Below are 13,560 nucleotides of genomic sequence, written 5' to 3'. Positions count from 1 at the left end.
AGGCTGAAACGGCATTGTTGCATACGCTTGCAAACAGGGTAGTCTTGCCCGCGTCAATTTGGCAAGAAGATAATGCAAGCGTATGCAAAGGAGACGCTCCCGATGGGTGGGTTCGCAGCCGAAAAACAAGTCATCCGAGAGTTTTACGCCGATCTCGCACGTTGCGATGATGATGACGTAACGGGCGTGCTGGAGCGGTTCTACGACGCGAATCACGTATGGCGCGGTTATCATCCGATTCACGAACAGCGAGGTCCCCGGGCCGTTGCTGAATCCTTCTGGACTCCTCTGCGCAAAGCCCTGAGGCACATGCAGCGTCGAGAAGACGTCTTCATGGCCGGCGCCAATGAAATTGACGGGTTCCAGTCGATCTGGGTGGTGTCCATGGGGCATCTTATGGGGCTCTTCGATGCTGCGTGGCTGGGCATTCCTCCCACGAGCAAAATGGCGTTCCTGCGCTATTGCGAATTCAACAAGGTTGAAAAGGGCCGCATCACCGAAACGGCGATGTTCTTCGACATTCCGCATCTGATGATGCAGGCGGGGCTGCAGCCCTTTCCGCCGCAAACCGCCGCCCACTTGGTGCAGCCGGGACCCATGACGCATGACGGCGTCATGCATGACCCGCAAGCCGCTGAGGAGGGGGAAAAAACCCTCGCCGCGATCAATGCGATGATCTCGGATTTGGGCCAATGGAACAGCGGATTGAGCCTCGAAGACGAGTTGCGAAGAACCTGGTGCGAAGACATGATCTGGTGGGGGCCAGCGGGAATTGGTGCGACCTATACTATCGAGAGATACGCCAGGCAGCATTCCGGCCCGTTTCGCGCGTCATTCAACGACAGGTCCAAGACGAAGCACATCTGCCGCTTGGCCGAGGGGCAGTTCGGTGGCTTTTTCGGCTGGCCGAACTTTACAGCCACGCCCAGTGGTGGGTTCATGGGTATGCCCGCCACAGGCAGGCCCGGTGAGTTTCGGGTCATCGACATCTACCGCCGCGAGGGCGACAAGCTGGCGGAAAACTGGATATTCATCGACCTGTTGCATTTCTGGAACCAGCAGGGCGTCGATGTGCTCGCCCGCATGGCGCAGGTCCCGCGCACATGACCAGCTGGATCGATGCCCATCATCACCTATGGGATCTGAGCGCCGTCCATTACCCTTGGCTGATGGCCAAGGGCGTGACACGGTTTTTCGGCAACCCGGAGCCCATCCAGCGCAACTACCTCTTCGCCGAGTTCCGTCGTGACGCCGAAGCGCGCGATGTTGCAGCCTCGGTGCATATCCAGGTCGGAGCAGAAGACGGACTGGCCGAAGCCAAATGGGTGCAGGCGGTGTCCGACGCTCACCCGGATTGGCCCATGGCGCAAGTGGTATTCTGTGACCTGACTGCCCCAGATTTAAGCGCGCGTTTGGAGTCTTTTCAAGCCTTGCCAACTGTGCGCGGCGTCCGTCAGATCGTTGGCCGCGAGCCGGGCGAGGATGCGGTGACAGGGACAAACGACCTGCTGGATAATCCGCGTTTCGTCGAGGGTCTGCGCGAAGCTGGACGGCGGGGCTTGTCGTTCGACCTTCAACTCATACCCGAGCTGATGGGCAAAACCGCGGCGGTTCTCGACCGTGCGCCGGAGACCAAAGTGGCCTTGTGCCACGCTGGCAGCCCGCATGATCGGTCCGCCGCTGGCTTGGAGGATTGGGCAGAAAAGCTGCGCAGGCTCTCTGACCTTCCTCAAGTGACTTGCAAGCTTTCCGGTCTTGGCATGTTCCAGCACGATTGGCACTTGAAGGATTTCCAACCGATCATCGAGGTCTGTCTGGATCAGTTCGGTGCCCGGCGATGCATGTACGGTTCGAATTTCCCGGTCGACAGCCTCTATTCAAGCTATTCCCGTCTCATGGACGCGCATCTGGCCATCGTCCCCAATGAGATGCACGCGGACGTTTTCCGGACAACGGCTGCAGAATTCTATTCTCTCTGATCGTACATCGAGTCGCAGTTTGGCCAACGTCTTTCTAGGCATTGTCAGGTATTTCGTGGTGCCCTGCTTCGGGGTCCGCTCGTGTTTGGATCGGGTTGGGTACGGTTCCATGCCCGTCTGTCAGCAGCTTTATGTGTAAACCAAGATTGACACATGTTGATGTTCTGTTACGCTGACAAAACCGAAGCAATCGTGCCGGAGTACCGGGGCGAGTCGTTGAAGGGAGGCGATCATGGAAACCCGCGCTGTCCTCCTGCATGGTCCGAAGGATCTGGCACTGGACACTCTCGCGCTCAAGGCGCCGGAGGCGGGAGATCTGGTTGTCCAAGTTTCGCATTCGGGTATTTCAACCGGCACCGAGAAGCTGTTCTGGTCGGGCGAAATGCCACCGTTTCCCGGCATGGGGTATCCGCTGGTACCCGGTTACGAGAGCGCAGGAGAGGTGGTCGAGGCCGCGCCGGGTACAGGGTTTCGTCCGGGCGATCGTGTCTTTGTTCCCGGTGCCAATTGCTTTGACGGTGCTTTCGGCCTGTTCGGCGGTTCCGCCGGTCATTTGGTGACGAAAGCCGAGAGGGCAAGCCGGATTGATGCAAGCCTGGGCGCGGAGGGCGCTTTGCTGGCACTGGCCGCAACCGCCCGCCACGCCATGGCTGGGCTGCGAAACCGTGTGCCGGAACTGATCGTGGGGCATGGCGTTCTGGGGCGTTTGCTCGCCCGGTTGACCATTGCCGCAGGCGCGCCTGCGCCCACAGTTTGGGAAACGCAGCCACAGCGACGCACTGGTGCCGACGGCTATACAGTCATCGCGCCCGAAGACGACCCGCGCCGGGATTACGAGGCGATCTACGATGCCTCGGGAAATGCCGAAATCCTTAACGATTTGATCGGCAGACTCGCCAAAGGTGGCGAGGTGGTTCTGGCCGGATTTTATCCTGCTGGCGTCAGCTTTGCCTTTCCACCGGCTTTTCTGCGCGAGGCGCGGTTGCGCGTCGCCGCCGAATGGGCGCGGGAAGATCTGATGGCGGTCAGTGCCCTGCTCGACAGCGGAGCGCTCTCGCTTTCAGGTCTGGTAACCCACACCGAACCGGTTTCGCAAGCACCGCAGGCTTACCGCAAAGCTTTCGGTGATCCGGCCTGCCTCAAAATGATATTGGACTGGAAGGACGCAGCATGAAGGACGACGTACCCAATCTCAAGGCGTTCGACCAAAGGCTGCGAGACGAAGCACATGAGGATCTCGCCGATCTCGTGACCGAGGAACCAACCAAGAAGACACAGATCATCGCAATCTACGGCAAAGGTGGAATCGGGAAAAGCTTCACCCTGGCCAACCTTAGCCACATGATGGCTGAACAGGGAAAACGTGTTCTGCTGATCGGGTGCGATCCGAAGTCCGACACGACTTCGCTCCTCTTCGGTGGCAAAGCTTGCCCGACCATCATCGAAACATCGACGCGCAAGACGCTCGCGGGCGAGCAGGTACAGATTGGCGATGTCTGCTTCAAGCGAGGCGGCGTCTTCGCGATGGAGCTTGGTGGACCCGAAGTCGGCCGCGGCTGCGGCGGACGTGGCATCATCCACGGCTTCGAACTTCTCGAGAAGCTGGGCTTTCACGACTGGGACTTCGACTACGTGCTACTCGATTTTCTCGGCGACGTGGTCTGCGGCGGTTTCGGTCTGCCGATTGCAAGGGATATGGCGCAGAAGGTCATTCTCGTCGGATCCAATGACCTTCAATCGCTGTACGTCGCCAACAATGTCTGCTCGGCGGTGGAGTATTTCCGCAAGCTGGGCGGAAATGTCGGCGTCGCAGGGCTGGTGGTAAACAAGGATGACGGTTCAGGCGAGGCACAGGCCTTTGCCGAAGCGGCCGGTATTCCGGTGCTGGCCTCGATCCCGCAGGATGACGACCTGCGCAAGAAATCAGCGAGCTATCAGATTGTCGGCACCGACCGCAGTCCATGGGGCTCGCTGTTTGCAACTCTGTCGGACGCGGTAAGCGATGCTCCGCCGGTGCGGCCAACCCCCTTGGAACAGGACGGGCTGTTGGCCCTCTTCGATGGTTCGGACACCGGAGCCGGGTTTGTCCTTGAGCCGGCAACCGATGCTGACATGCGCGGCAAGAACGCAGAGCCAAGACCGTCACTGGAGGTCATTTATGACGATGCGTGACGCATATCCGGCAGACGCTCCTGTCCAAGACGGCCAAGACACCGCGATGACTTGTGTGGCGCCAAAAGAGATGGAGGCCGCCGCACGCAAAGCTGGCGCGGGCGACCTTTTGGACGGGTTGCGGGCGGATTATCCGGTCGGCCCGCACGACAAACCCCAAAGCATGTGCCCGGCCTTCGGCTCTTTGCGTGTGGGGCTGCGCATGAAGCGGGTCGCCACGGTTTTGAGCGGCTCGGCCTGCTGTGTCTATGGCCTGACGTTTGTAAGCCATTTCTACGGTGCTCGTCGCTCGGTTGGCTACGTGCCTTTCAACTCCGAGACATTGGTGACCGGCAAGCTTTTCGAAGATATCCGCGAAGCCGTTCACGATCTGGCTGATCCCGAACGATACGACGCGGTGGTTGTCACCAACCTGTGTGTACCGACCGCCTCCGGCGTTCCGCTGCGCCTGCTGCCAGACGAAATCAACGGCGTGCGCATCGTAGGCATCGACGTTCCCGGTTTTGGCGTGCCGACCCATGCCGAGGCCAAGGATGTGCTGGCTGGCGCGATGTTGAATTACGCGCGCACCGAAGTCGAGGCTGGCCCAGTCGCTGCACCTGCAAGCGGTGTGTCGGACCTGCCGACTGTCACCCTGTTGGGTGAGATGTTTCCGGCGGATCCGGTGATGATCGGTCAGATGTTGGCACCGATGGAACTGGCCGCCGGGCCGGTAGTCCCATGCCGGGAATGGCGGGAATTGTACGCAGCGCTGGATTGCGGTGCGGTGGCTGCGCTTCACCCGTTCTATACTGCGGCGGTACGTGAATTCGAGGCTGCAGGTCGTCCAATTGTGGGCAGTGCGCCGGTCGGTCACGACGGAACGGCGGCATGGCTGGCGGCGATTGGCGAGGCGTTCGGAGTTGCCGGGGCGAAAACAGCTGCGGCACAAAACGCGTTCCTGCCAGCGATCAAGGGGGCGTTGGGAGCGGCGCAAGTCAAGGGCACCATCACACTGTCCGGCTACGAAGGCAGTGAATTGCTCGTTGCGCGGTTGCTGATCGAAAGCGGTGCGGATGTTCCATATGTCGGAACGGCATGTGCAAAAAGCCCATGGTCCGAGGAAGATGCCGAATGGTTGCGTGCACACGGTGTCAGCGTCCAATTTCGCGCCTCACTCGAGGACGATCTGGCTGCCATGGAAGGGATCAGACCTGACCTTGCCATCGGAACAACCCCTGTCGTGCAAAAGGCCAAAGCGATGGGGATTCCCAGTCTCTACTTTACCAACCTGATCTCGGCGCGACCGCTGATGGGACCTGCCGGTGCCGGCTCGCTGGCCGACGTGGTCAACGCGGCGATCTCTGGCAAGGAGCGAATGGATCGGATGCGCGCCTTTTTCGACGGGGTTGGCGCGGGCGATACCGCCGGGATCTGGGAGGGCGCACCGAATGAGCGGCCAGAGTTCCGTGCCCTCAACCAAAAGAAACTCGACAAGCAGCGCCGGGCCGCCAAGGCGCAGGAGATGATCTGATGCTGATCCAGGATCATGACAGGGCAGGCGGTTACTGGGGGGCAGTATATGCCTTCTGCGCCGTCAAAGGCCTGCAGGTCGTGATCGATGGGCCGGTGGGATGTGAGAATCTGCCAGTCACGAGTGTTCTGCATTACACCGACGCGTTGCCGCCGCATGAATTGCCTATCGTCGTAACCGGCCTGGGCGAGGAAGAACTGGGCCGGGACGGAACCGAGGGTGCGATGAAACGGGCGTGGGCAACGCTAGACCCGGCGCTGCCTGCAGTTGTGGTAACAGGCTCCATCGCCGAGATGATCGGCGGCGGCGTCACCCCCCAGGGAACGAACATCCAGCGTTTCCTGCCGCGCACCATTGACGAAGACCAGTGGGAAGCCGCTGACAGGGCGATGACCTGGATCTTTACCGAGTTCGGCATGACCAAAGGGCGCATGCCGAAGGAGAAGAAGCGCGAAGAGGGCGCGAAGCCGCGCGTGAACATCCTTGGCCCGATGTATGGCACGTTCAACATGGCCAGCGATTTGCACGAGATCCGGCGCCTTGTCGAAGGGATCGGCGCAGAGATCAACATGGTGATGCCGCTGGGCGCGCACCTGGCTGAGATGCGTGACCTCGTGAATGCCGACGTGAATATCTGCATGTACAGGGAGTTCGGGCGCGGGTTGGCCGAACTTCTGGACAAGCCATATCTGCAAGCGCCAATCGGGGTTGAGAGCACAACACTCTTTCTGCGCAAGTTGGGCGAGTTGCTCGGACTCGATCCGGAGCCGTTCATCACGAGGGAAAAGCACTCGACACTCAAACCTGTCTGGGATCTCTGGCGATCGGTCACGCAGGACTTCTTTGCGACAGCGAATTTCGGGATTGTGGCGAATGAAACCTATAGCCGCGGCGTGCGAAACTACCTCGAAGGTGATCTCGGCCTGCCCTGTGCTTTCGCCGTGGCGCGTTGCGCCGGCAAGAAGACCAATAACGAGGAAGTTCGGGCGTTGCTCGCACGCACCCGACCCCTGGCCGTCATGGGGTCGATCAACGAAAAGATGTATCTGGCCGAGATGCAAGCCGGGCACGGACCCAATCCGGCCTTTATCCCGGCAAGCTTCCCCGGCGCTGCGATCCGGCGGGCCACCGGTACGCCATTCATGGGATACGCGGGGGCGACCTATCTGTTGCAGGAGGTCTGCAATGGTCTCTTCGATGCGCTTTTCCATATCCTGCCTCTCGGCTCCGAGATGGATGGCTCGGCTGCCACGCCGACCCCATTGCGACGCAATTTCCCTTGGGACGCCGATGCTCAGCGGGAGCTCGATCGCATTGTCGCGACCCATCCCGTTCTGACCCGCATTTCCGCCGCCAAGTCGCTGCGCGACGCTGCTGAAGAGGCAGCACTTCGCGCCGGGGCCGAGCGTGTGGTGTTGGAAACCGTTCAGGCGCTGTCTCCACGAGAGGCAAGCCGTTCCGATGTCGTTGGAGAGGAGGACTGACCGATGACTGATGTCGCATCCCACACCCCAAGCCGACCTACAGGTCGGCGGAGGCGAGATGCGGAGTTCAACGTGTATTTCACTTTGATCTTCCTGACTGCCCTGCCGTTCGTGAGCGTTGGCTGGGTGCGCGACGTGATCCGTCGCAGGACGCTGAACCTCCATGGGCCGCTGGCGCGCGCGTGGTGCGAAGCGGACCGGATCACGCCGCTGATCTTTTCGGCCTGACACACCAGGCCCGAGTTCCTTGGGTCGGCGCCCTGTGGCGTTGGCACCAAGGTCAAAGCTGGCTGTCCGCAAGGGCAGGCAGGAACCTGAGGGACCTCCCAGGCCCCAAGGGACCCGGCCGCGGGGGTCGCGGCGTCAGCATAACGTTCCGGAGGAAAGTTTATGGCTGATAACACCGACCTGTCCTTCACAGGTCTCACCGACGAGCAGGCCCAGGAGCTGCATTCGGTCTACATGAGTGGTCTCTACCTCTTCGTGATCGTTGCAGTGGTCGCACATCTTGCGACCTACATCTGGGCCCCTTGGTTCTGAGGGAGGATCGGAGATGTCGAAGTTCTACAAGATCTGGCTCATTTTCGATCCGCGCCGCGTGTTTGTCGCGCAGGGCGTTTTTCTCTTCCTGTTGGCCGTCATGATCCACCTGGTGGTTCTGTCGAACGGCGTCAACTGGTTCGAGAACGCCGCCGAGTCGCGCGCGATGGTGGAGTGAACCAGGACAGCTTGTCCAATGAAAGCGCTGCGGGCGGGGCGCCTGCCCGCAGCGGACCGAGGTAACCGACGGCTTGAGATCTGACGGGGACGAGCCGCCAAACGCGGAGGACAACGATGGCGTTGCTTAGCTTCGAGAAAAAGTATCGCGTCCGCGGTGGGACGTTGATCGGCGGCGATCTGTTCGATTTCTGGGTGGGCCCTTTCTATGTGGGCTTCTTCGGAGTGACGACAGCCTTTTTCGCCCTGCTTGGAACCATCCTGATATTCTGGGGCGCGGCCCATCAAGGGACGTGGAACCCCTGGCTTATTAACATCGCGCCGCCCGACCTGAGCTATGGTCTGGGCGCGGCACCGTTGATGGAGGGAGGATTGTGGCAGATCATCACGATCTGCGCCATCGGCGCCTTCTGCAGCTGGGCGTTGCGCGAGGTCGAGATCTGCCGGAAGCTGGGGATGGGCTATCACGTGCCTGTCGCGTTCAGTTTCGCGATCTTCGCCTACGTCACACTCGTGGTCTTTCGGCCCGTGCTGATGGGCGCCTGGGGGCACGGATTCCCCTACGGTATCTTCAGCCATCTCGATTGGGTCAGCAACACGGGCTATGCCTATCTGCATTTCCACTACAACCCGGCGCATATGCTGGCGGTGACCTTCTTCTTCACCACCACTCTGGCGTTGGCCCTGCACGGCGGGCTGATCCTGTCAGCCGCAAATCCCGAAAAGGGCGAACTGATGAAGACTCCCGATCACGAGGACACGTTCTTTCGTGACTTCATCGGGTATTCGGTCGGCACGCTGGGCATTCACCGGCTTGGGCTGCTGCTGGCCTTGAATGCCGGTTTCTGGTCGGCGGTCTGCATCATTATTTCCGGCCCGGTCTGGACCAAAGGCTGGCCCGAATGGTGGAACTGGTGGCTCGAGCTGCCGATCTGGTTCTCTCAGGCAGGAGTGTAACGATGGTCGAGTATCAGAATATATTCACCCAGGTTCAGGTGCGCGGCGCTGCCGAGATGGGGGTTGACGATTATGGAACCCTGACCGAGGAGCGGACGACCACCACAGGGTTCTCAAACCTTCTGGGGTGGTTCGGTAATGCACAGCTCGGGCCAGTGAACCTTGGGATGGCCGGGTTGGCCTCGCTTGCCGCGGGGACGGTTGCCTTGAATATCATCGGCCTGAACATGCTGGCGCAGGTGAACTGGTCGATTTCCGAGTTTCTGCGGCAGGGCTTCTGGTTGGCTCTGGAACCGCCGAGCCCGGAGTACGGGCTTAGTATCCCACCGCTGAACGATGGCGGCTGGTACATCATCGCGAGCTTCCTGCTGTTGGTTTCCGTGATGCTGTGGTGGTTGCGGTCCTGGCAATTGGCTGCCGCACAGAAGATGGGCAAGCATGTCTTCTGGGCCTTTGGCAGCGCAATCTGGCTGTTTCTTGTCCTCGGCCTGTTCCGCCCGATCTTGATGGGGTCATGGTCTGAGGCCGTGCCCTACGGTATCTTCCCGCATCTCGACTGGACCACGGCCTTTTCGATCCGGTACGGGAACCTCTACTACAATCCGTTCCACTGTCTCTCGATCGTATTCCTCTATGGTTCGGTTCTGCTGTTCGCGATGCACGGTGCGACGATCCTTGCAGTATCGCGCTTCGGTGGCGACCGAGAGCTGGAGCAGATCGTGGATCGCGGTACCGCCAGCGAGCGCGCGGCATTGTTCTGGCGTTGGACCATGGGGTTCAACGCCACAATGGAAGGCATTCACCGCTGGGCGTGGTGGTTTGCAGTCCTGACGCCCATCACAGGTGGTATCGGCATCCTGCTGACGGGCACCGTCGTGGACAACTGGTTCATCTGGGCACAGGAGCATCATTTCGCCCCCGCCTATGATGGCAGCTATGGCTACGAGGCCTACGGGACCTACGAAGCCTTCATCGGGCAGGAGGACTGATCATGCTACCGAGATGGTTCGACAAGTGGAATCGCGAGAACCCGGTGGATATCGAGGTGCCGGCCATCCTTATGGGCGGGATCGGGGTTGCGGTGATCGCCGTGGTGGCGCTGGTCTTCTGGGGGCAGCCATTCGCGACCGAAAGCCTGCAGACCGGGCCGCGCGGAACAGGTATGTCAGTGCCAGAGTTCGATGCCGACCGGCTTTCGCCCGACCCGGGTATCGCGGCGTTTGCGGCAAGCACGTCCGAACCGGTCGTGCCCAGTGGCGGCGAGCAGCTGGCCGGAGATGCACGCGACAATGTTCCGCCGGGCCTCGAAGGTTTGACGGTCGACAACTACGACCGTTTGCTGGCGGCGATGCGGGAATGGACTGGCATACCCGACCTGTTCGACGATCCCGACTCCTACCAGACGGCGGTAGGACATGTGATGGTCGGAATGACAAAGAACCTGAACGAGAACTGGGATGGACACGTGAACGCCAACAAGGTGGTCGGCGTGACGTGCTTTACCTGCCATCGGGGTCAGCCCGTGCCGAGCGATATCTGGTATCGCCTTGGGGATGTGAACAAATCCATGGCGGGATGGTCGGCGAACCAGAACCGTGTGACACCCCTCAATCAATACACGTCCCTCCCGACCGACGCGTTGGAGAAGTACCTGCTCGACGGCGAACTGATCGGCGTTCACGATCTCGATAGCCGCGTCGCGGGCATTCCCGGGCAAGACGGTTATCCTGGTATTCAACATGCGGAGCGCACCTATTCGCTGATGAACTACGTGGCGAACTCTCTCGGGGTGAATTGCGTATTCTGTCACAACTCGCGAGCCTTCTACGATGGGGCGCAGGTGACGCCGCAATGGGGAACCGAAAGCCTGGGCATCCAGATGGTGCTCGAGTTGAACAACGACTATCTCGTCCCGCTCGAAGGTCTTTTGCCACCTGAGCGTCTGGGGCCTGTGTTCCAGGACGCCCCCAAGGTGGCCTGCAAGACATGTCACAAAGGGTATCAACAGCCCCTGCAAGGCACCAACGTGATTGCCAACTGGCCTGAATTGGCCACCACCTCGGGCGAACCCGACTACGGGCAATGACTGCCTGGGACGGCCGTCGCACCGGCCGTCCGACAAAATCGCGCCGTTCGCGCCGCGGGCGACGCCAGCGTCACCCAGAGGGAGGATGCGCGATGACTGATAACCGCCCCGAAACACCGCTTCTCGACCGTATCGCCGGCCCGTCGGACCTTCGGGGGATGTCCGACGGCGACTTGGCGAAACTTGCCGCTGAACTGAGAAACGAGGTGATATCGGCAGTCTCCCAGACCGGCGGGCACTTGGGCTCTTCGCTTGGTGTCGTGGAATTGGCCGTCGCGATTCATGCCGTGTTCAACACGCCGATGGACAAATTGATCTGGGACGTGGGACACCAGTGCTATCCTCATAAGATCCTGACTGGGCGCCGGGACCGGATCCGCACCCTCAGGCAGAAAGATGGTCTGAGCGGGTTCACGAAACGATCCGAAAGCGAGCATGATCCGTTTGGAGCAGCGCATAGCTCGACCTCGATCAGCGCGGCATTGGGTTTCGCCGTGGGGCGTGACATGGGGCGGCCAACAGGCGATGCAATCGCCGTGATCGGGGACGGGGCCATCAGCGCAGGAATGGCCTATGAGGCGCTCAACAACGCCGGTGCCGAAGGACGGCGGCTCTTCGTGATCTTGAACGACAACGAGATGAGCATCGCCCCGCCTGTTGGCGCCATGTCATCCTATCTGAGCCGGATTTATGCATCGGACCCGTTGGCACGGATGAAGGCCCTTGGGGAAGGGTTTGAAAAAGCGATGCCCGCTCCGATGCGGCAAGGTGCCAAGAGGGCGCGCCAGATCGTGACGGGGTTGTCCGGCGCTGGCACGGTGTTCGAGGAATTGGGTTTCGACTATGTCGGCCCTATCGATGGCCACGATTTGAACCAGCTTCTGCCGGTATTGCGAGCCGCGCGGACGAGGGCAACCGGGCCGGTCCTTATCCATTGCTGTACTATAAAGGGAAAGGGATATGGCCCGGCCGAAGGTGCGGCCGATCGCGGACATGGCGTGTCCAAATTCGACCCGGCGACGGGAGCACAGGCCAAGAAAAAGGGCGGTGCACCCAGTTACACAAGCGTGTTCGGAAGGGCGCTGACGGCAGAGGCCGCCAAGGATGAGCGGATCGTGGCCGTGACCGCCGCCATGCCATCAGGAACCGGCGTGAACCTCATGGCCGACAGGTTCCCCGGTCGCGTCTTCGACGTCGGTATCGCAGAACAGCACGCGGTAACCTTTGCGGCGGGTATGGCTGCTAGTGGGCTTCGGCCTTTCTGTGCGATCTACTCGACTTTCTTGCAGCGCGGCTACGACCAGGTCGTGCACGATGTCGCCTTGCAGAAATTGCCGGTGCGGTTCGCAATTGACAGGGCAGGGCTTGTCGGGGCGGATGGCGCAACCCATGCCGGAGCATATGACATCGCCTACCTCGGAAATCTTCCGGGTATGACGCTGATGGCCCCGGGTGATGAGGCGGAACTGGTGCACATGGTCGCCACTGCGGCTGCACATGATGCCGGACCCATTGCATTCCGATACCCAAGGGGGGCAGGCGCCGGAGTTGATATGCCCGAACGTGGAGAATTGCTTGAAATCGGCAAAGGGCGTGTCCTGCAAGAAGGCGAGGATGTCGCGATCCTTTCCTATGGTGCACATCTGCAGGAATGCCTTGCGGCAGCTGAAGCTTTGGGCGCGTCGGGCGTTTCTGTCAGCGTGGCCGATGCGCGATTTGCCAAGCCGCTCGATTCCGACCTTTTGAAGCGTCTCGCCTTGGGTCATCGTGCCTTGATAACAGTAGAACAGGGTGCCGAAGGTGGGTTTGGCGCGATTGTCCTGCATGCCCTTGCTGGGCTGGGCCTGTTCGACCGTGGACTTGCCGTTCGAACGTTGGCTTTGCCCGACCGGAACATCGAGCAGGCCTCGCCCGAACAGATGTACGAGGACGCCGGCATGAGTTCTGCCCATATCGTCAGACTTGCCCGGCAGGCGCTGGGCCTTGGCGGCGATGTGGTCCCGCTGCATCGCACGGCGATATGACCACAGCCGATAGAGTCACAATCGAAATAGCAGCGGACCATTTCTAAAGGTCGAGTAATCGGCCTACTTTAAACGGGATGAGCCGACCCGCGGGGGTCGGCTCGAAAAGTCGTCGCGCTTGAAGGCGTCGGGGCTGATCAGGACTCGGGCGCAGGACCTACCGAGACCAGATAGGCCCATACATCGCGAGCGTCCTCTTCGCTGCGAACACGATAGCTCATCTTGCCACGCGCCGAGCTGTCATCGAGGTACTCGCGGAGGTAGCCGGTCGGGTCTTGCACATAGGCGACGAAATCTTCTTCGTTCCAGGCAAGCCCGGCTTCGCCGGCAGAGACCATTGCGTCGGAGTAGCGGAAATCCTCTACACTGCCGGCTGTACGTTCGAAAACGCCATAGAGGTTGGGCCCGGTCTTACCGCCTTTCTGGATGTCATTGCCGTCTGCATCGACGATCATGTGGCACGAACGGCATTGACGATAGACGCTTTCGCCTGCCTCTGCGTCTCCGCTTGCGTGAGCTTCGGCATAGGCTGCACCCGCAGCCGCGGTCGCGGCAAAGGCCGCAATAATCGTGAATTTCATGGTGCAATCTCCAGTTTCAACCTTGTTTGGATCTGGGGCAACAGGTC

14 protein-coding genes are annotated in these 13,560 nt (G+C 60.6%); 13 read left to right on the top strand and 1 reads right to left on the bottom strand.

The genetic code is table 11. The annotated features are described in order from the left end of the window. The first annotated feature begins 102 nt into the window (after positions 1 to 102). The 13 genes from ACFORG_RS10745 (at position 103) to dxs (ending at position 12,932) form a co-directional block, all read left to right on the top strand. A complete protein-coding gene (locus ACFORG_RS10745; protein WP_386735433.1) occupies positions 103 to 1,107 on the top strand; it encodes a nuclear transport factor 2 family protein in 1,005 nt (334 codons plus the stop codon). Next, complete coding sequence (locus ACFORG_RS10740; RefSeq protein WP_386735432.1) at positions 1,104 to 1,979, top strand: amidohydrolase family protein; 876 nt, start codon at positions 1,104 to 1,106, stop codon at positions 1,977 to 1,979. The genes ACFORG_RS10745 and ACFORG_RS10740 overlap by 4 nt, the downstream gene beginning before the upstream one ends. A 232-nt stretch (positions 1,980 to 2,211) precedes the next feature. Next, positions 2,212 to 3,153, top strand: a complete 942-nt coding sequence (gene bchC / locus ACFORG_RS10735; protein WP_386735430.1) for a chlorophyll synthesis pathway protein BchC — start codon at positions 2,212 to 2,214, stop codon at positions 3,151 to 3,153. Further along, a complete protein-coding gene (locus tag ACFORG_RS10730) occupies positions 3,150 to 4,151 on the top strand; it encodes a chlorophyllide a reductase iron protein subunit X (protein ID WP_386735429.1) in 1,002 nt (333 codons plus the stop codon). The genes bchC and ACFORG_RS10730 overlap by 4 nt, the downstream gene beginning before the upstream one ends. Before the next feature lie 46 nt (positions 4,152 to 4,197). Further along, a complete protein-coding gene (gene bchY, locus ACFORG_RS10725; protein ID WP_386735818.1) occupies positions 4,198 to 5,664 on the top strand; it encodes a chlorophyllide a reductase subunit Y in 1,467 nt (488 codons plus the stop codon). Continuing rightward, the gene (gene bchZ, locus ACFORG_RS10720; RefSeq protein ID WP_386735428.1) at positions 5,664 to 7,148 is read left to right on the top strand and encodes a chlorophyllide a reductase subunit Z; all 1,485 of its coding nucleotides are present in this window, start codon (positions 5,664 to 5,666) and stop codon (positions 7,146 to 7,148) included. The genes bchY and bchZ overlap by 1 nt, the downstream gene beginning before the upstream one ends. A gap of 3 nt (positions 7,149 to 7,151) precedes the next feature. Then, positions 7,152 to 7,376, top strand: coding sequence for a cytochrome PufQ (gene pufQ / locus ACFORG_RS10715; RefSeq protein ID WP_386735427.1), 225 nt, complete (start codon positions 7,152 to 7,154; stop codon positions 7,374 to 7,376). A gap of 162 nt (positions 7,377 to 7,538) precedes the next feature. Then, entirely contained in the window at positions 7,539 to 7,688 is a 150-nt protein-coding gene (gene pufB, locus ACFORG_RS10710) for a light-harvesting antenna LH1, beta subunit (RefSeq protein WP_386735426.1), read from the top strand. A gap of 13 nt (positions 7,689 to 7,701) precedes the next feature. Then, complete coding sequence (gene pufA, locus ACFORG_RS10705) at positions 7,702 to 7,866, top strand: light-harvesting antenna LH1, alpha subunit (protein WP_386735425.1); 165 nt, start codon at positions 7,702 to 7,704, stop codon at positions 7,864 to 7,866. Positions 7,867 to 7,982: 116 nt separating this feature from the next. After that, positions 7,983 to 8,822, top strand: coding sequence for a photosynthetic reaction center subunit L (pufL, locus tag ACFORG_RS10700; RefSeq protein ID WP_386735424.1), 840 nt, complete (start codon positions 7,983 to 7,985; stop codon positions 8,820 to 8,822). 2 nt (positions 8,823 to 8,824) lie between these two features. Continuing rightward, entirely contained in the window at positions 8,825 to 9,811 is a 987-nt protein-coding gene (pufM, locus tag ACFORG_RS10695; protein ID WP_386735423.1) for a photosynthetic reaction center subunit M, read from the top strand. 2 nt (positions 9,812 to 9,813) lie between these two features. Further along, complete coding sequence (gene pufC / locus ACFORG_RS10690; RefSeq protein ID WP_386735422.1) at positions 9,814 to 10,908, top strand: photosynthetic reaction center cytochrome PufC; 1,095 nt, start codon at positions 9,814 to 9,816, stop codon at positions 10,906 to 10,908. Positions 10,909 to 11,000: 92 nt separating this feature from the next. After that, positions 11,001 to 12,932: a 1-deoxy-D-xylulose-5-phosphate synthase gene (dxs, locus tag ACFORG_RS10685; RefSeq protein WP_386735421.1), complete on the top strand. Its 1,932-nt coding sequence runs from the start codon at positions 11,001 to 11,003 to the stop codon at positions 12,930 to 12,932. A 137-nt stretch (positions 12,933 to 13,069) separates the two neighbouring features. Here the strand turns inward: dxs and ACFORG_RS10680 are convergent, their stop codons facing one another. Continuing rightward, entirely contained in the window at positions 13,070 to 13,513 is a 444-nt protein-coding gene (locus ACFORG_RS10680) for a c-type cytochrome (RefSeq protein WP_386735420.1), read from the bottom strand. Positions 13,514 to 13,560 lie beyond the last annotated feature (47 nt).

Origin of the sequence: Lutimaribacter marinistellae (genome assembly GCF_042648365.1) — a bacterium.
GTDB classification, from domain to species: Bacteria; Pseudomonadota; Alphaproteobacteria; order Rhodobacterales; family Rhodobacteraceae; genus Lutimaribacter_A; species Lutimaribacter_A marinistellae.
The sequence above is the reverse complement of the archived record's forward strand: the minus strand, read 5'-3'. Positions and strand labels throughout refer to the sequence as shown.